This window comes from Sphingobium sp. 3R8, assembly GCF_020166615.1.
GTDB lineage: Bacteria > Pseudomonadota > Alphaproteobacteria > Sphingomonadales > Sphingomonadaceae > Sphingobium > Sphingobium bisphenolicum.
This window is the reverse complement of record NZ_JAIQXR010000013.1, coordinates 89,363-107,824: the sequence shown is the minus strand read 5'-3', so window position 1 is coordinate 107,824 and position 18,462 is coordinate 89,363. Positions and strand designations below refer to the sequence as shown.

Genomic DNA, 18,462 nt, shown 5'->3' with positions numbered 1-18,462 from the left:
CCGCATTAGTCCAACACTTTACCATCTAAGGCGATGAAGCACCTTGACCCCCTCGTCAACCTCTGGCCCTAACTGTTCGCGATGCGGGGATTATTGCAGGATGATGCGGCGACCGCCGACGCCTATCTGGCGTGGTGGCAGCTCGCAGGCGTTGACAGCGCCACAGGCGAATCGCCAGTGAACTGGCTGCGCCCCGTCGCTGCGCGCCCATCCGGCATGGCGGCCGCCGCGATCGCAGCGCCCGTCAAGGAGAAGCCGCGAACGCTCGAATCGTTCCTTGACTGGCTCGCCAATGATCCGTCCCAGCCCGAACGACGCTGGGCCGGCACACGGATCGCGCCGGTGGGCAAAACGCCGGCAGCGCTGATGGTCGTCACCGACCTGCCCGATCCTGCCGATATCGCCGAAGGCCGATTGCTCGCCGATCGCGCCGGCCAGTTGTTCGATGCGATGCTGCGGGCGATCGGCCTCGATCGCGACGCCATCCATCTCGCCTCGCTCTTCACCGCCCGCCCGCCCGGCGGCATGGTGGAGGCGTCCGATCTTGCCCTCGCAGCCGATCGGATGCGCACCCATGTCGCGCTGGCCCTTCCGCGCCGGCTGCTACTGCTGGGCGACCGGACGATCCGTGCGCTGATGCCGACGGACGGTGCCGCATCGCCCGATAGTTTACGCCAATTTAATCATGATGGCGGCATTGTGCCCGCCGTCGCCACATTTCACCCCCGGTTGCTGCTGACCCAGCCGACAGCCAAGGCGGAATGCTGGCGCGCCCTGCAAAGCCTGATCGAGGAAGCCCGTCCGTGATTCGCGCCGCGACCCAAATTTCCCGTTTCGCCCTGATTGCCATGGGCCTGGCCGCCGCGCTTCCCGCCAGCGCCGAAACCGCCCCGGTCCTGCCGACCCTCTCGACCGAATCTTCGCCGCTGCAACTGAGCGATGGGGACAAGGCCCGCTACCGCGCCTTGTTCGCCGCGATCCAGGCGCAGCAATGGACCGACGCCAAGGCGATGGTCGCCGCGCTCGATCCGCAGGACGCCGTCCGTCCGCTGGCACTGTCCGAAATCTATCTGGCGAAGGGGTCGCCGCGGGTCGAACTGTTCGACCTGCTGGACCTGATCAACAAGGCCGCCTGGCTCCCCAAGGCGGACCAGCTCTCCCGGCTGGCGCAAAAGCGCGGCGCGACCATCCTGCCGACCCTGCCCCAGATCCAGAAGATGGTGTGGCTCGGCGCCGCCCCGCGCCGCCAATATGTCGCCGCGACCAAGACCGATGCACTGGCGCAGGCCCTCGCCGGCCAGATCCAGACCTATGTCAAGAATGACGACCCGATCGGCGCGGAAAGCCTGCTGGCCAACGGCGAAGCGGGCCTGACGTCCGAAGGCCTGACCGAGGTGCGCCAGCGCGTCGCCTGGGCCTATTATATCGAAAATGACGATGGCAACGCCCGCCGGATGGCCGCGCGCGCGCTCGAAACCCGCACCGGCGGCGACTGGACGGTGCAGGCGCACTGGACCACTGGCCTTGCGTCGTGGCGCCAGAATGACTGCCGCACCGCCGCACCGGCCTTCGCCAATGTGGCCGCACTGGCGGGCGACGCCGACATGCGCGCCGCCGGCGCCTATTGGGCCTCGCGCGCCTATATGGTCTGCGGCGAAGCGGAGAAGGTCGCCGCCTATCTCAAGCAGGCGGCCCGTTCGGACGAAACCTTCTACGGCCTGCTCGCCCGCGAATCGCTCGGCCTGCCGCTCGGCGCCGCGCCGGTCGGCAGCCGCTTCGGCGCGCTCGAATGGCAGAAGCTCCGGGCCAGCCCCAATGCCCGCGCCGCGATCGCCCTGTCCGCGATCGGCGACAACGGCCGCGCCGACGAACTGATCCGCTATCAGGCCAAGATCGGCGGCAGCGACCAATATGACGCGCTGCTGCGCCTCGCCAGCGCCCTGAACCTGCCCGCGACCCAGCTCTGGCTCGCCCATAACGGCCCGGCGGGCAAGCAGCCCGACAGCTTCGCCCGCTTCCCCGCGCCGGACTGGCGCCCCGATGGCGGCTGGCGCGTCGATCCCTCGCTCATTTACGCCCACACGCTCCAGGAATCGGGCTTCCGCTCGGACGTCGTCAGCAGCGCGGGTGCGCGCGGCCTGATGCAGGTCCGTCCCGGCACCGCCGGCGATGTGGGCCTCACCAACGCATCGCAACTCTTCGTGCCGTCCACCAACATGGAATATGGCCAGCGCTATCTGGAATCGCTGCGCGACATGAGCGCGACCGGTGGCCTGCTGCCCAAGGTGATGGCCGCCTATAATGCCGGCCCGCAGCCGGTCGATCGCTGGAACACGCAGGTCCATGACAAGGGCGATCCGCTGCTCTTCATGGAATCGCTGCCCTATTATGAAACCCGCGCCTATGTGAACATCGTCATGCGCAACTACTGGATGTACCAGATCCAGGCGAAGGGCAGCGCCGATTGCCTGACCGGCATGGCGCAGGGCATGTGGCCGACCTTCCCCAATGCCAAGGGCGTGAAGCTGGTAAGGCTCAGCAAGGCCGACGGCCGCGCCCAGCCTTCCGCCGCCATGGGTGGCGGTTCCGACTGATGCCGATCGACGAGGGCCGGGCCTTCATTCCCGTCCGGATCGCCGTCCTCACCGTCTCCGACACACGCGGCCTCGCCGAGGACCGCTCCGGCGATGCGCTGATCGAACGGCTGGAAAGCGCCGGCCATATCCTCGCCGTCCGCTATATCGAGCGCGACGACCGGTCCGCCATCGTCGCCCGCCTCCATGCCTGGATCGACGATCCGCAGATCGACGTCATCCTCACCACCGGCGGCACCGGCGTCACCGGCCGCGACGTCACGCCGGAAGCGCTCGCCCAGGTGCAGGACAAGGAAATCCCCGGTTTCGGCGAGCTGTTCCGCTGGCTGAGCTATCAGAACATCGGCACCTCCACCATCCAGTCCCGCGCCACCGCCTCCGTCGCGCGCGGCACCTATATCTTCGCGCTGCCCGGCTCGACCGGCGCGGTGAAGGACGCCTGGGACGGTATCCTCGTCACCCAACTCGACAGCCGTTTCCGCCCCTGCAACTTCGTCGAACTGATGCCGCGGCTGATGGAGCGTTAAGGCCGATCCGGCATTTCATTAGTTAGTCAATTAATGAAATGCCGGTGCCGTACTGCTGTTGCACTTGTCGTCTCAATTGACACGTTGTTCCTTATATGTTCTTATGCGCCATGGCGATCGAAAGGGGCAGAGGCGCAACGCTGAACGGCGACAGCCACCGCTTCAACCTCCCCCAGCGGGAGGCCGACGGCGACTGGCTCGATACGGTCGAGCAACTGGACGGCCCTGTCCCGCGCCGCCGCACCCAGGTCACGGTCGAACATCCCCGCACGATCCTCACGCGCAACGCCAGCCCCGACATCGGCTTTTCCCAATCGATCAACGCCTATCGGGGGTGCGAACATGGCTGCATCTATTGCTTCGCGCGCCCGTCCCATGCCTATCACGACCTGTCCCCCGGCCTCGATTTCGAAACCAGATTGTTCGCCAAGCCCGATGCCGCAAAACTGCTGCGCGCCGAACTGTCGAAGCGCAACTATGTCGTCGCGCCCATCGCCATGGGCACGAACACCGACCCCTATCAACCGATCGAAAAGGATTGGCGGATCACGCGGGATATATTGGAATTGCTGGTCGAAACCCGCCACCCGACCTTCATCACCACCAAGTCCGACCGCATAGTGCGCGACATCGACCTGCTCGCCGATCTGGCGCGCGACCGGCTGGTTGCCGTCATGCTCTCCGTCACCAGCCTTGACCCCGCCATCGCCCGCACCCTGGAACCCCGCGCGCCGCATCCGCTGCGCCGGATCGAGGCGATCCGCCAGCTATCGGCCGCCGGCATCCCCGTCACCGCCAGCATCTCGCCGGTCATCCCCGCCATCACCGACCATGAGATCGAAACGCTGGTCGCCCACGTCGCGCAGGCGGGCGCGCGGGAGGTCAGCTACATCCCCGTCCGCCTGCCGCACGAGGTCGCGCCGCTGTTCCGCGCCTGGCTCGACGCCCATTATCCCGATCGCGCGGCCAAGGTGATGGCGATCATCCGCGACCTGCGCGGCGGCCGCGACAACGACCCCGATTTCGGCACCCGGATGCGCGGACAGGGCGTCTGGGCCGACCTCATCCGCACCCGCTTCAGCAAGGCCCGCAAACGCGCAGGCCTTGGCGCGGAACGGCTGACCCTGCGCACCGACCTCTTCCGCCCACCCGAAGGCGCACAGATGCGGTTATTTTAGCCTCCGTTGTTCGGACGGCTTTGGGTGGCCGACTATGGTCCCAAAACGACAGCGCAAAACCCGCCGCAATCACCCCACCAACCGCATCGCCGTTCGCCGCGTGCGCGTCTTGTAGCCGTCCGCCTTCACATCCATCCGCTCGAAGCAGTGGATCGACAGCCCCTTGATCGTAGAGATTGCATCCACCTGATCCGCGCCCAGGCTATAGGTGTCGCCCAGGAACAGCCGCGCCGCCTGCCCCTCGCCCACCGGCGCGCGCAGGAATACCTCGCTCCGTCCACCGCTTGCACCAGCGAGCAAGGTCGCCAGCGCCTCGACCGCCTGCGGGGTCTCCACATCGACCGTCAATTCCATGCGCGACGCGCTGGCGATCGCCCGGAACGGCTCGACCCCCCGCACCGTCACCCGCGGCGTCTCCTCGCCCGGCAACCGGTCCAGTTCCACGACCAGCAGCGCGCAATCGCCATCGGCCGCCAGTTCCTCGATCGCCTTGCAAGCGCCCTCATCGAAGCAACTCGCCTGAAACTGGCCGCTCTGGTCGGAAAAGGTCGCATTGGCGTAGCGCGCCCCGCGCTTGGTTTCGCGCCAGCGCACATCCTCGACCATCGCCGCCATGATCGTCATCGCCCGCCCTTCGGCATTGGGCGCGGGCATTGGCGCCTGACACACAGCGCCATAGCTGCGCGCGCCTCGCGCATCGGCGAGATGCTTGTACCGATCGACCGGATGGGCGGAGAAGTAGAAACCGAACGCCTCCTTTTCCTGCGCCATGCGGTCCGCCACGGTCCAGGCCTGATGCGGCGGAATGCGGACGTCGGCATGCGGCGTCTCCACGTCGCCGAACAAGCCGCCCTGCCCACTTTCGCGCGCCGCTGCATTGCTCGACGCCACCGACAAGATGGTTTCCGCCGCGGCATGAACGCCCGCCCGGTCGGCATGGACGCCATCGAACGCCCCCGCCGCCGCCAGACTTTCCAACTGCCGCCGATTCAGCAACCGTGGTTCGATCCGGTCGGCGAAGTCGTCCAGCGACTGGAACGCCCCCGCCGCCTCACGCTCGGCGACCAACTGCTCCATCGCCTTCTCGCCCACGCCCTTGAGGCCCCCCAGCGCATAGCGCACGGCGAAGCCCAGTCGCTTGTCCTCGCCCTCACACGGCACGGCCTCGACGGTGAAGTCGGCCTGGCTGCGGTTGAGATCAGGCGCCAGGCAGGTCAGCCCCATGCGCCGCATATCGTCCACGAAGACCGTCAGTTTTTCGGTCAGATGGATGTCGAACGCCATCGACCCGGCATAGAATTCCGCCGGATAATGCGCCTTCAACCAGGCGGTCTGATAAGCGAGCAGGGCATAGGCGGCCGCGTGCGACTTGTTGAAGCCGTAGCCGGCGAACTTGTCGATCAAGTCGAACAGTTCGTTCGCCTTGGCCGGCTTGATGTCGCTCGCGGCACAGCCCTCGACGAAGCGCGACCGCTGCGCGTCCATCTCCGCCTTCACCTTCTTGCCCATGGCGCGGCGCAGCAGGTCGGCGTCGCCGAGCGAATAGCCCGCCAATATCTGCGCGGCCTGCATCACCTGTTCCTGATAAACGAAGATGCCGTAGGTTTCTTCGAGGATCGGTTTCAGCAGAATGTGCGGATATTCAATCTCTTCCTGGCCATTCTTGCGACGCCCGAACATCGGAATATTGTCCATCGGGCCAGGGCGGTAGAGCGAGACGAGGGCGATGATGTCGCCGAAATTGGTCGGCCGTACTGCGGCCAGCGTCTTGCGCATCCCTTCCGATTCCAACTGGAACACACCCACCGTGTCGCCACGCTGGAGCAGATCGTAAACCGCGCTGTCGTCCCAGGCGAGCGTATCCAGATCGACGGTCACGCCGCGCGCGGTCAGCAATTGCACCGCCTTCTGCAACACCGACAGCGTCTTGAGGCCGAGAAAGTCGAACTTCACCAGCCCCGCGCCCTCGACATATTTCATGTCGAACTGGGTCACCGGCATGTCCGATCGCGGATCGCGATAGAGCGGCACCAGTTGCTGCAACGGTCGGTCGCCGATCACCACGCCCGCCGCATGGGTGGAGCTATGACGCGGGAAGCCTTCCAGCTTCATCGCATAGTCGATCAGGCGGCGGACCTGATTGTCATTGTCATATTCCGCCCGGAACTCGGCGACCCCATTCAACGACCGCTCTAGCGTCCAGGGATCGGTCGGATGGTTCGGCACCAGCTTGGCGAGCCGGTCGACCTGGCCATAGCTCATCTGCAATACGCGGCCGGTGTCCTTGAGCACGGCGCGCGCCTTCAGCTTACCGAAAGTGATGATCTGCGCCACATGGTCCGCGCCATATTTCTGCTGGACGTAGCGGATCACCTCGCCGCGCCGCGTTTCGCAGAAATCAATGTCGAAGTCGGGCATCGACACGCGTTCCGGGTTCAGGAAGCGCTCGAACAGCAGGCCGAGCTGCAACGGATCGAGATCGGTGATCAGCAGCGCCCAGGCGACAACCGATCCGGCGCCGGACCCACGGCCCGGACCCACAGGAATATCATGGTCCTTCGCCCATTTGATGAAGTCGGCGACGATCAGGAAATAGCCCGGAAACCCCATCTGGATGATGATGTCCGTCTCGAATTTCAGGCGCTCGACATAGGGTTGGCGCGCCTCGTCCGCGATGATGCCCAGCTTCGCCAGACGCGCGTCCAGCCCGGCGCTCGCCAGGTCGCGCAACATCCGGGCCTCACCCTCGATATCACCGGCCAGGCTGGGCAGGATCGGCTTGCGCTTGGGCGCGGCCACGGCGCAGCGCTGCGCAACCACCAGCGTGTTCGCCAGCGCCTCGGGCAAATCCTCGAACAGCCGCTTCATCTCGCCCGCTGGCTTCATCCAGGCGTCGGGCGAACTGGTGCGGCGATCGGGCATGTCGACATAGGCGCTGTCGGCGATGCACAGCATCACGTCATGCGCTTCATGGAAATGCGGTTCGGCAAAGCAGGTGGGATTGGTCGCTACCAGCGGCAGGTCGCGATCATAGGCCAGGTCGAGCAGTTGCGGTTCCGCCTTGCCCTCGATCGCGTCGAGCCGGCGGCATATCTCGACATAGAGCCGCCCCGGAAACAGCGCCTCCAGCCGCGCGACATAGGCAATGGCCGCATCGGGCTGATCCTCCGCGAACAGCCGCGCCAGCGCGCCCTCGCCCCCCGCTGTCAGCGCGATGACGCCATCGGTCCGCCCTTCCAGCGCCTCTATCGTCACATGGGGCACTTCCTCGACCGGCCGGTCGAGATGCGCCATCGACACCAGTGCGCAGATATTGTCATATCCGGTCGCGTCCTGCGCGTAGAGCGCCAGCCAGTCGTGCATCGGCGCCGCATTGGATGGCCGCCCCGGCCGCAGCACGCCCAGCATCGCGCCGATGATTGGCTGAACGCCCTCATCCTTGCACCCGTCGGAAAAAGCCATCGAACCGTACAGCCCGTTGCGGTCCGTGATCGCCGCGGCCGGAAAGCCCAATGCCTTGGCCTGCTTGGCGATCTTCTTGGGGTCTATCGCCCCTTCCAGCATGGTGAAGGAGGAAAAGACGCGCAGCGGTACGAAGGGAGCATGAGGCATGTGGGCCAATCTAGGGGCGAAGCCTGATTCGTCCCAGCCCTTGGGCAACGAAATCTGTGGGTAAACCGCTTGCGGGCCATCCTTAACGGATTGCCAACCTGTCGCCGCTATCGTCGGCTGCATCATGCGTCTCTCCACGATCACCAACTGGGCCTACGGCGCTACCGTCGCCCTCACGCTCGTTTCCGGCGCCACCATGCTGATGGCGTCCGGCGCCGAGGAGCGCGAACGCGCCGCCGTGGCGCAGCGCGCCACCTTCGACCAGGCGACGGCCACGCTGGAGGAGGATGTCTATCGCCTGACCGAGCAGGCCCGCGGCTTCGTCATCAGTGGCGACCCCAGCCATCTCATCGCCTATCGCCGGGAAAAGGAGGCGCTGCGTTCGGTCGAGCAGCGGATCGCCCATCTGCGCGACGCCGGCGCCAATGAGAGTGAATTGGCTGCCCTGCGCCAGGCGATGCACTGGTCCGACGCGCTGACCGATGAACAGGATGCCGCGATCCGGGCCGCTCAGGCCAAGGACGACAAGACCGCCCGCACCATATTGTTCGGCGACGAATATGGCCGGGAACTGGACCGGGTCGCCGCACAGGTCGGCAAGTTCCAATATATGCTCGACCAGCGCACCGACCATGCGGTGGCGCGCGCGACCGATACCGCGCGCCAATGGCGCACCATGTCCGAAATCATGCTCGGCATGACGGCACTGCTCTTCCTGTGCGTTCTCTATTTCGTGCTGAAACAACGCATCCTGCGACCGGTCGTGCGGCTGAGCGATGTCGTCACGCGTCTTGCGGCGCAGGATTATGACGCCATTCCGCCCGATTCCGCCCATGTCGACGAAATCGGCGACATGGCGCAGGCGATCCGCATCTTCCGCGAAAACGGGCTGGAACGACAACGGCTGGAGCAGGAGCGCGACGCCGACCGGATGATGCGCGACCTGATATCGCGGCTGACGCAACGATTGCAGGGCTGCGACAGCGTCAGCGACCTGGTCGATGTCGTGCGCCGCTTCGCTCCGGAAATCGCGCCTGATTTTCCGGGCCGGCTCTATATCCACGACGCTCGCCGCAACGCCATGACCCAGGCCTGCGACTGGCTGTCGCCCGCGCAATCGCGCATCGAATTTCCGCCTTCAGCCTGTTGGGCGCTGCGTCGTGGCCAGACCCACCGGCCGACCGGCGACATGGTCGATATTCCGTGCGAGCATCTGGGCGTTTCAGAAAGCGTCAGCACCATCTGCATACCGCTCGCCGCGCAGAGCGAGAGCATCGGCATGCTCTATTATGAGGAGCCGACCGACAGCAACGCCGACCATCTGGAGCGGACCGGAAAATATCTGGAAATGCTGGCCGAAAATGTCGGCCTGGCCCTCGCCAATCTCCGTCTGCGCGACACATTGCGCGAAATGGCCATGGCCGACGCGCTGACCGGCCTGCCCAACCGGCGCCAGTTCGACACCATGCTCCAGACCTTGGTGCAGGACGCCGATCGCCACGGCACGCCGCTGGCTTGCCTGATGGTCGATATCGATCATTTCAAGCGTTTCAACGACAATTATGGCCATGATGCCGGCGACGCCGTGCTGCGCGCCGTGGGGGCGGTGCTGGGCGACTCGCTGCGCGAACATGGCCATGCCTTCCGCCTGGGCGGCGAAGAGTTCGTCATATTGATGCCGGGCTTCAACCTCGATCAGGCGCTTGGCCGTGCGATGCAGATCCAGCGGCGCATTCAGGAACTGCGCCTGGGACATCATGGCAAGGAACTGGGACCGATCACGGCCTCCTTCGGCCTGTCCGCCTTCCCCGATCATGGCCGGCCCGACCGACTGTTGCAGACCGCCGACGCCGCGTTGCTGCGCGCCAAGTCGGAAGGCCGGGACCGGATACTGGTCGCGACCGTGCGCGATGGCGCTTCCGCGGCGGCTTAAGCGCCTTCCAGGACGCCTTCGTGCAGTCGGACCACCCGGTCCATCTTCTGCGCCAGCCGCTCATTATGGGTGGCCACCAGCGCGGCGGAGCCTTCGCCCCGCACCAGCCGCAGGAATTCGGACAGAACGACGTCCGCAGTCCGCTCGTCCAGATTGCCGGTCGGTTCGTCCGCCAGCACCAGCGCCGGCCTGTTGGCCAGCGCGCGGGCGACGGCCACCCGCTGCTGCTCGCCACCCGACAACTGACTCGGCCGATGGTCGAGCCGATGCCCCAGGCCCAGCGAGGTCAGCAGCAGTTCCGCCCGCGCCTTCGCCGCCGCCATCTCCACGTCGCGGATCACCTGCGGCAGGACGACATTTTCGGTCGCGTTGAAATCGGGCAGCAGATGGTGAAACTGATAGACGAAGCCCAGCGCATCCCGGCGCAGCCGGGTACGCCCGTCATTGTCCAGCTTCGCCGCTTCCTCGCCCGCGATGCGGATCGACCCGTCGAACCCGCCTTCCAGCAGGCCCACCGCCTGCAACAGCGTCGACTTGCCCGAACCGGACGGCCCCAGCAGCGCGACGATCTCGCCCGGCCCGACGGTCAGGTCGATGCCGCGCAACACGTCGATGGTCACGCCGCCCTGGGTGAAGCTGCGGGCAAGGCCCGTCACTTTGAGGATATCATTCATAGCGCAGCACCTGGACGGGATCGGTATTGGCGGCCTTGAAGGCCGGATAGAGCGTGGCGAGGAAGCTGAACACCAGCGCCATGATGCAGATCACCGCGATCTCGACCGGATCGGGCTGTGACGGCAATTCGGTCAGGAAGCGGATCGAGGGGTCCCACAGATTCTGCCCCGTCACGAACTGGATCGCATTGACCATATTCTGGCGGAAGAAGAGGAAGGTGAAGCCCAGCACCATGCCGGCCACCATGCCCAGCGTGCCGATGGTGACGCCGACCGTCATGAAAATCTTGACCAGCCCGACGCGGCTTGCCCCCATCGTCCGCAATATCGCGATGTCGCGCGTCTTGGCGCGGACCAGCATGATGAGCGAGGACAGGATGTTGAACACCGCCACCAGCACGATGATGGACAGAACGACGAACATCGCTACCCGCTCCACCGCCAGCGCCTCGAACAGCGATGCGTTCATCTGCCGCCAGTCCGTGATGACCGCGCGTCCGGCGACCTTGCCGGCCAGCGGTTCCAATATCTGGCCCACCCGGTCGGGATCGACCGTCTCGACCTCGATCATGCTGACGACATCGCCCAGCAACAGCAGCGTCTGCGCATCCTCGATCGGCATGACGACCATCGCCTTGTCATAATCATAGACGCCGACCTCGAAGATCGCGGCGACCTGATAGGCGACCTGCCGCGGCACCGTGCCGAAGGGGGTGGAACGGCCGGCCGGGTTGTAGATGGTGATGGTGTCGCCCAGTTGGACGCCCATATTTTCCGCCAGCCGCGATCCGATCCCCACCTTGCCGCTATTGGGCGTCAGATTGTCGAGGCTGCCGGCCAGCACCTTGCCCTTGAGCGTTTTGTTGTTGCGAATGTCGGCGACCGTCATGCCGCGCACCAGGGCAGGCTCGAACCGGCCCTGGAAGATCGCACCCAACGGCTGCTCGATCATCGGCGTTGCCTTCGTCACGCCGGGGGTCGCGCGGGCCTGCTTGAGGATCGACTGCCAGTCGGGCAGGCGTCCGCCATAGCCCTGCACCACGGCATGGCCATTGAGGCCGACGATCTTGTCGAACAGCTCGGCGCGGAAGCCGTTCATGACGCTCATGACGATGATGAGCGCGGCGACACCCAGCATGACCGCAGCCAGGCTGATGCCCGCAACGAGGAAGATAAACCCTTCCCCCTTGCCCGGCAGCAGGTAGCGCTTGGCGATCATGCGTTCGTAACGGGATAGAATCATGTGGCGCGAACGGCCCCTTGCAGGATGGTCTGCCTGACGCTCTAGGCATGGAGCCGTATAACGGCAAGCATTGCCCGATTGTTGCATCACGGCCACAGCGACGAACGGAAAATAGCACGGCCCGGATTTTGGCCGTGACTCGGCCCTGCGTCGGTCATAGCAAGACAATCGAAGCACAGGTGAAAGGCCGTGGTTCAGGGATACTGCATCCCGCTTCGAGCTTAGGGGGCTGAGAAGCGGTCGAGGCAGGCCAAGGGGGAGACGAGCAATCGTCCATTAAACACCCGGATCGTGAAAACACGATCCGGGTGTTTTTTTATTACGCCTTCTTTACGGCGTGATGTCGGCGCGGACTATGGGACAAAGCGTCCACCCCCCGTCTTTCCCGGCCATGCGATCGGGCCGTGCCACCCTCTTGAAACCCCCGACGATCGAACCATATCCAGCGTGTCCGGTCGCCTTCATGGGGCCGGGCACAGTATCGCCGAACGCCTGAATCAGGGTTCGGTCCGTTCATTCTGCTCTTTGGGAGATTATGACAATGCGTGGTTTCGACCTCACCCCCTATCGCCGCTCCACCGTCGGCTTCGATCGCCTGTTCGACCTGATCGAAAATAACGCCCGGCTGGCGCAGGGCGACAATTATCCGCCCTTCAACATCGAACGCCTGTCGGAGGATCGCTATCGCGTGACCCTGGCCGTCGCGGGCTTCCGCCCGGAAGAGATCGACATTACCGCCCAGCAGAACCTGCTTCAGGTGATCGGTCGCAAGGACGACGCCTCGCCGGCGGATCGCTCCAAATTCCTGCATGTGGGTATCGCCAACCGCAGCTTCGAACGCCGCTTCGAACTGGCCGATTTCGTGCGGGTGGAAAAGGCTGACCTGGCCGACGGCCTGCTCACGATCGAACTGGTGCGCGAAGTGCCCGAAGCGATGAAGCCCAAGAAGATCGCCATCAACGGCGGTCAGTTGGTCGACATCAGCGTCAAGGATCGCGACGCCGCCTGATCGCGGCATCGATGGAAAAATGAAGGGCGCGACCGCAAGGCCGCGCCCTTTTCATATCTCGACCTGGCTACCCAGTTCGACGACGCGGTTGGTGGGCAGGCGGAAAAACTCCATCGCGCTTTCCGCGTTGCGCAACATCCAGGCGAAGATCTTCTCCCGCCACAGCGGCATCCCCGGCTTGGCCGAAGGCAATAGCGTCTGGCGGGCCAGGAAGAAGCTGGTGTCCATCATCTTGAACGCCTGCCCGCAGCCCGTGACATTCTTGAGCGCGGCAGGAACATCAGGTTCCTGCATGAAACCATATTGGAGGACGAGGCGGAAGAAGCCCCGGCCCAGATCCTCCAGCTTGCAGCGGCCATCATCTTCGACGACCGGCACGTCCTTGATCTTGACCGTCAGCAGGATGACGCGCTCATGCAGCACCTTGTTGTGCTTGAGGTTATGCAACAGCGCGTGCGGCACGCCATCGGGCGTCGACGTCATGAACACTGCCGTGCCGGGCACCCGCACCGCACTGTTGGCGGCGGACGCGACGAAGACCGGGATCGGCATCGCCGCCTCTCGCAAACGGTCCTGCACCAGGCGACGGCCGCGCGACCAGGTGGTCAGCAGGGTGAAGACGACGAAGCCGATCAGCAGCGGAAACCAGCCGCCATCCGGCACCTTGGTCAGGTTCGCCGCCAGATAGGCGCCATCGACGAGATAGAAGACCGCCAGCACCGGCGCGGCATAATACCATTTCCAGTGCCACAGCCGGTACATCACGACCGTCAACAGCACATTGTCGATGAACATCGCACCGGTCACCGCAATGCCATAGGCCGCGGTCAGATTGGACGATGTCTGGAATGTCAGCACCAGCAGGATCACCATCACCATCAACCCCCAGTTGATGAGGGGGATATAGATCTGGCCGGCGGTGGAGGCGCTGGTATGCTCGATCCGCAAGCGCGGCATGAAGCCCAACTGAATCGCCTGTTGCGTCACGGAGAAAGCGCCCGAGATCACCGCCTGCGACGCGATGATGGCGGCAAGCGTCGCCAGCACGATCAGCGGCAACTGCCCCCATTGCGGCGCTAGATTGTAGAAGGGGCTGTGCAGCGCGGCCGCACCCTCGCGAAACAGCAGCGCGCCCTGCCCCATATAATTGAGCATCAGCGCGGGCAGGACGAAGGCGAGCCAGGACACGCGAATCGGGTTGCGGCCGAAATGGCCCATATCGGCGTAGAGCGCTTCGGCGCCCGTCACCGCCAGCACCACCGACCCGAGCGCCAGGAAAGCCGGCAGCGGATCGGTGACGAAGAACATCACCGCCCAATAGGGGTTGAAAGCATAGAGGATACCGGGGGTCTTGATGATCGAAACGACACCCAGCGCCGCGATCGTGACGAAGTAGGTCAGCATGATCGGGCCGAAAAAGGCCGCGACCTTGTTGGTGCCCAAACCCTGTATCCAGAACAGGCCGAGCAGGATGACGATCGCCACGGGCAGGATCGCCGGCGCAAGGGCGGGATTGTAGACCGTAAGCCCCTCCACCGCCGACAGGACCGAAACCGCCGGGGTGATCATCGAGTCGCCGTAGAAGAGGGCGGTGGCGAACACACCCAGCAGCACGATGCCGCGCGACCAGCGCTGCGTCTTGGTCTGGCCGTTGATCAACGCCAGCAACGCCAGGCTGCCGCCTTCGCCCTTATTGTCGGCGCGCATGATGATGCTGACATATTTCATCGTCACGACCAGCATCATCGACCAGAACATCAGGCTGATGACGCCCAAAATATGATCGGGATCGAGGTCCAGATGATGGTGGCCGGCGAAGGTTTCGCGGAACGCATAGAGCGGGCTGGTGCCGATGTCGCCGAACACGATGCCGATTGCACCGACGACGAGCTTCAACGTGGCCTTCTGCCGCGCATGACCATGTCCGCCATGCTCCTCGTCATCGGAAGCCGACGCGGTGTTGGGAAGGAGGTCAGCCATGAAGGATCATGTTCGTATCGACACCCAATCGGGGGCGACTGCGGAATAGTCCGCACGTCCCCCGTAAACCGCCGCGCCCTATCACGGCTCCAGGAAGCGCGCAATGCGAACGCTGCACTGCATCATGGCCCCACCGGGGCGTCTGCAGCCAGCATGGAGTCGATACGCGCGATATTGGCGTCCAGTTCCGCCTTCACCTGGCTACCGGCCGGGGCGCTGGCCGCCAGTGACGCCCACAGGTCGCGCGCCGCCTGCAACTGGCCGTTGCGGGCCAGGGCGAGACCGTAAAAATAGCGGGGCGCTGGCCCCTCCGGGTCGAGCGTCAGCGCGCGGCGATAGGCGAAGTCCGCGCCGGGTGAGACCACGCCGTCGGCATGGGCCACCAGGGCATTGCCCAGCCCCAGCCAGAGATTGGGATCGTCGGGGGTCGCGCGCAGGCCCGCCAGCAGGATATTGGCGGCTTCCCGCGTCTTGCCCTGCCGGCCCAGACCATCGGATAGCATGAGCCATTGCCCAGCCGGACCATAGCGTTCGGCAAGCCCGCGGCGCTGCTGCGCCAGCTTCTCGTCGAACTTGTCGCCCGCATTTTCCCTACTTACGCGCGGCGCGCCGGCCAGGCCCGGATTGCCCTGCCAGGCATAGCCAGCCAGCCCCAGCAGCAGGGCCGCCGCGCTGATCTCCCGCGCCGATCGCGGAATCCGGCCGAGCAACAGTAAGGCGCCAAAGGCGACAACGGCAAGGCCGACCGCGATGAACCAGCCGGTCATGCCCGGTTCCTCCGCTTGATCCGGCCGCGCAGCAGCAGCAGGCCCAGGCCCAGCAGCAGCACCGGCGCGGCCCAGAGTGGCCAGAGGATCGGCGCGGCGGTGGGTTCATAGCTGACCCAGTCGCCATAGCGGGCGATCAGCCAGCTTCGGATCGCTTCGGGCTGCTCGCCCGCCATGATCCGTTCGCGAATCTGCGATCGCATGTCGCCCGCCATGCTGGCTCCCGAATCGGCGATCGACTGGCTCTGGCAGGTCAGGCAGCGGATGGTCTCCATCAGCGCCTTCGCCTTGCGCTCCAACGCCGGGTCGGCGATCTGCCGGTCGGCATAGGGCGCCGGCGGCAGCGCGGTCTGGGCGCTGAGCAGCGTGCCAAACAGCGGCAGGGAAACCAGCGCCAGCAGCAGGGCTAGGATCAGCCTCATTGCGCGGCCCTCAGCTTTTCAAGGATCATGGGTACGTCGTCGGCACGGATGTCGCCGATATGCTGATAAGCGATGCGTCCCTTGCCATCGATCACGAAGGTTTCCGGGACGCCGGACGAACCGAGCGCCATCTGCACCGCGCTGCGCGCGTCCAGGCCGATGCGGGCATAGGGATTGCCGTTGCGTTTGAGGAAGGCGTCCACATCCGGGCGAGCGTCGCGGATGGCGATGGCGTCGATCTGCGCTCCGGCCTTCTGGAGCGCTTCGAGTTGCGGCGCTTCGGCGGCGCAGGGGACGCACCAGCTCGCGAAAATGTTGAGCAGCCGGGGTTTGCCTGTGGCGAGTTGAGTGCTCGCCAACGCCGGACGATCGCTGGCGGCCGCGGGCAGGCTGAAGGCCGGCAGGAGCTGGCCGACCAGGCGCGAATGGATGACGCGATCGTCTGGCTTGAACAGGCCGCTGGCGAACAGGCCGACAAAGGCCAGGCACAACAGCAGCGGCAACCAGATGAGCAGCTTCCTCATAGCCGCGCCTCCCGCGCCCGCCATTTCATCAACCAGCCGCGCCGCTCGCGCCCGACCAGCGCCAGCGCGCCGCCCAGCGCGATCATGACGCCGCCCAGCCAGATGAGCGTGACGAAGGGCTTCCACCAGATGCGCAACTGCCAACGGCCGCCCTCCACTTCTTCGCCCAGCACGACGTAAAGCTGGCCGTCCCAGCGGGTCAGCAACGCCGCTTCGCTGGTGCTGGTCGGGGGCGAGGCGAAGAAGCGCGATTGCGGACGGATCAGCACCGAAGACCCGCCGCGGCTGGCATCCATATCCGCCTGCAACGCGGTCCAGTTATCGCCCGCGATCGGTATGATCTGGCGGAAGCGCAGCGACCAGCCGGCGGTCTGGATCACGTCGCCGGGACGGGCGGCCACCAGCTTTTCGACCGTGAAGGCCGAATCGCAGGCCATACCGGCCAGGCTGACCGCGCAGCCCAGATGAGCGACGACCATGCCATAGGTGAAGAGCGGGGTGCGCAAGAGCTTGCGCTTCCACAGCGGGGCAAGGCTGCCGACGCCGACCGCGACCGCGATCACGAGACCCAGGAAAGGCAGGATGCCGATGCGGCCCCAGGCGAACAAAGACAGCGAGATGGAGACCAGCAACGCGATGCCCAACGGAACCAGCAAACGTTTTCCAACAGCCTGCGCCCGGTCCTTGCGCCACCGTGTAAGCGGTCCCGCCGCCATCGCCACCATCAGCGCCAGCGCGATCGGCCCGGCGATGCGGTCGAAATAGGGCGCGCCGACCGATACTTTATGCCCGAAGGCTTCGGTCATCAGCGGATAGAGCGTGCCGATCAGGACGAGGCCCAATATGACCGTCAGCAACAGGTTGTTGACCACCAGCATGGTTTCGCGGCTGACCAGTTCGAACGGCGCGCCTTCGCGTACCGATCCGATCCGCCAGCCGAACAAAGCCAGCGCGCCGCCGATATAGAGCGCGAGCAGGCCAAGGATGAAACTGCCCCGCGTCGGATCGACGGCGAAGGCATGGACGCTGGTCAAGATGCCGGAACGCACCAGGAAGGTGCCGACCATCGACATGGAGAAGGCGACCACCGCCAGCATCACCGTCCAGGCGCGCAGGGCGTCGCGGGTCGCCAGCACGGTGACGCTGTGGAGCAGCGCCGTCGCCGCGAGCCACGGCATGAGCGACGCATTCTCGACCGGGTCCCAGAACCACCAGCCGCCCCAGCCCAGCTCATAATAGGCCCAATAGCTGCCCGCTGTGATGCCCAGGGTCAACAACACCCAGGCCGCCAGCACCCATGGGCGCATGGCGCGGGCAAAGGCCGCATCAACCTGCCGCGTCAGCAGCGCGCCGATGGCGAATGAGAAGGCGACCGACAGGCCGACATAGCCGAGATAGAGGGTCGGTGGATGGAAAGCGAGGCCGGGGTCTTGCAGCAGCGGGTTCAAGCCCTGCCCGTCCGCCGGCGCCGGATCGATCCGCGCGAAGGGGTTGGAGGAGAAGAGCAGGAAGGCATAGAAACCCAGCGAGATCGCCGCCTGTCCGCCCAGCGTCGCCATATGGGCGTTGCGCTGCAGCGCGCGCTCGAACAGGGCGACGGCAGCGCCCGCCACGCCCATCACCGTCACCCACAGCAGCATCGAGCCTTCATGATTGCCCCAAGTGCCCGCGAATTTATACAGCCATGGCTTCATCGAATGGCTGTTTGTGACGACCAGCAATACCGACATGTCGGACCGCATGAACAGGGTGATGAGCGCGGCGAAGGCTATCGCGGTCAGCATGCCCTGCGCCACGGCGGCGGGGCGAACGGCAGCAAGGAGTTCCGTCTTTCCGCCCTTGAGACCGGCGAAGGCAAGAACAAGCTGAAGCAGCGCCAGCGCGGCGGCGAGCCAAAGCGCGGCGAGGCCGGTTTCGGCGATCATGCTCCTATTGCCTCAACGTCATGCTGACCTTGTTTCAGCATCCATCCCGGAACCGAGAGCGAAGGGCATTGCCG

At 65.2% G+C, this 18,462-nt stretch carries 14 protein-coding genes; 6 read left to right on the top strand and 8 right to left on the bottom strand.

Annotated elements, in window-relative coordinates; genetic code table 11:
* Positions 1–93: 93 nt before the first annotated feature.
* From K9B33_RS13740 to K9B33_RS13725, 4 genes are all read left to right on the top strand, one after another.
* The gene (locus K9B33_RS13740; RefSeq protein WP_224549516.1) at positions 94–807 is read left to right on the top strand and encodes a uracil-DNA glycosylase family protein; all 714 of its coding nucleotides are present in this window, start codon (positions 94–96) and stop codon (positions 805–807) included.
* Positions 804–2,594 (top strand): lytic transglycosylase domain-containing protein, encoded by a 1,791-nt coding sequence (locus K9B33_RS13735; protein ID WP_224549515.1) that lies wholly within the window; start codon positions 804–806, stop codon positions 2,592–2,594. Before K9B33_RS13740 ends, K9B33_RS13735 begins: the two co-directional genes overlap by 4 nt.
* A complete protein-coding gene (gene moaB / locus K9B33_RS13730; protein WP_224549514.1) occupies positions 2,594–3,121 on the top strand; it encodes a molybdenum cofactor biosynthesis protein B in 528 nt (175 codons plus the stop codon). The genes K9B33_RS13735 and moaB overlap by 1 nt, the downstream gene beginning before the upstream one ends.
* A gap of 110 nt (positions 3,122–3,231) precedes the next feature.
* A complete protein-coding gene (locus K9B33_RS13725; protein ID WP_224549512.1) occupies positions 3,232–4,299 on the top strand; it encodes a PA0069 family radical SAM protein in 1,068 nt (355 codons plus the stop codon).
* A gap of 69 nt (positions 4,300–4,368) precedes the next feature.
* Here the strand turns inward: K9B33_RS13725 and dnaE are convergent, their stop codons facing one another.
* Positions 4,369–7,911: a DNA polymerase III subunit alpha gene (gene dnaE, locus K9B33_RS13720; RefSeq protein WP_224549510.1), complete on the bottom strand. Its 3,543-nt coding sequence runs from the start codon at positions 7,909–7,911 to the stop codon at positions 4,369–4,371.
* Positions 7,912–8,035: 124 nt separating this feature from the next.
* Here dnaE and K9B33_RS13715 point away from each other — a divergent pair, with 124 nt between their 5' ends.
* A complete protein-coding gene (locus K9B33_RS13715; RefSeq protein ID WP_224549509.1) occupies positions 8,036–9,844 on the top strand; it encodes a diguanylate cyclase in 1,809 nt (602 codons plus the stop codon).
* Here the strand turns inward: K9B33_RS13715 and K9B33_RS13710 are convergent.
* On the bottom strand, positions 9,841–10,518 hold the full coding sequence (locus K9B33_RS13710) for an ABC transporter ATP-binding protein (protein ID WP_224549508.1): 678 nt from the start codon (positions 10,516–10,518) through the stop codon (positions 9,841–9,843). The two genes, K9B33_RS13715 and K9B33_RS13710, sit on opposite strands and share 4 nt — an antisense overlap.
* Positions 10,511–11,761: a lipoprotein-releasing ABC transporter permease subunit gene (locus tag K9B33_RS13705; protein WP_224549507.1), complete on the bottom strand. Its 1,251-nt coding sequence runs from the start codon at positions 11,759–11,761 to the stop codon at positions 10,511–10,513. The genes K9B33_RS13710 and K9B33_RS13705 overlap by 8 nt, the downstream gene beginning before the upstream one ends.
* 535 nt (positions 11,762–12,296) lie before the next feature.
* On the opposite strand from K9B33_RS13705, the gene K9B33_RS13700 reads away from it, so the two are divergent.
* Complete coding sequence (locus K9B33_RS13700) at positions 12,297–12,770, top strand: Hsp20 family protein (RefSeq protein ID WP_224549506.1); 474 nt, start codon at positions 12,297–12,299, stop codon at positions 12,768–12,770.
* Positions 12,771–12,821: 51 nt separating this feature from the next.
* Here K9B33_RS13700 and K9B33_RS13695 read toward each other — a convergent pair whose 3' ends face one another.
* The 5 genes from K9B33_RS13695 to K9B33_RS13675 form a co-directional block, all read right to left on the bottom strand.
* Positions 12,822–14,750, bottom strand: a complete 1,929-nt coding sequence (locus tag K9B33_RS13695; RefSeq protein WP_224549505.1) for a potassium transporter Kup — start codon at positions 14,748–14,750, stop codon at positions 12,822–12,824.
* A 122-nt stretch (positions 14,751–14,872) separates the two neighbouring features.
* On the bottom strand, positions 14,873–15,517 hold the full coding sequence (locus K9B33_RS13690; RefSeq protein WP_224549504.1) for a tetratricopeptide repeat protein: 645 nt from the start codon (positions 15,515–15,517) through the stop codon (positions 14,873–14,875).
* The gene (locus tag K9B33_RS13685; RefSeq protein WP_224549503.1) at positions 15,514–15,939 is read right to left on the bottom strand and encodes a cytochrome c-type biogenesis protein CcmH; all 426 of its coding nucleotides are present in this window, start codon (positions 15,937–15,939) and stop codon (positions 15,514–15,516) included. Before K9B33_RS13685 ends, K9B33_RS13690 begins: the two co-directional genes overlap by 4 nt.
* Positions 15,936–16,463 carry a redoxin family protein gene (locus K9B33_RS13680; RefSeq protein ID WP_224549502.1) on the bottom strand — a complete coding sequence of 176 codons (528 nt, stop codon included), beginning with the start codon at positions 16,461–16,463 and terminating at the stop codon, positions 15,936–15,938. The genes K9B33_RS13685 and K9B33_RS13680 overlap by 4 nt, the downstream gene beginning before the upstream one ends.
* Positions 16,460–18,388: a heme lyase CcmF/NrfE family subunit gene (locus K9B33_RS13675; RefSeq protein ID WP_224549501.1), complete on the bottom strand. Its 1,929-nt coding sequence runs from the start codon at positions 18,386–18,388 to the stop codon at positions 16,460–16,462. Before K9B33_RS13675 ends, K9B33_RS13680 begins: the two co-directional genes overlap by 4 nt.
* Between the last annotated feature and the right edge of the window lie 74 nt (positions 18,389–18,462).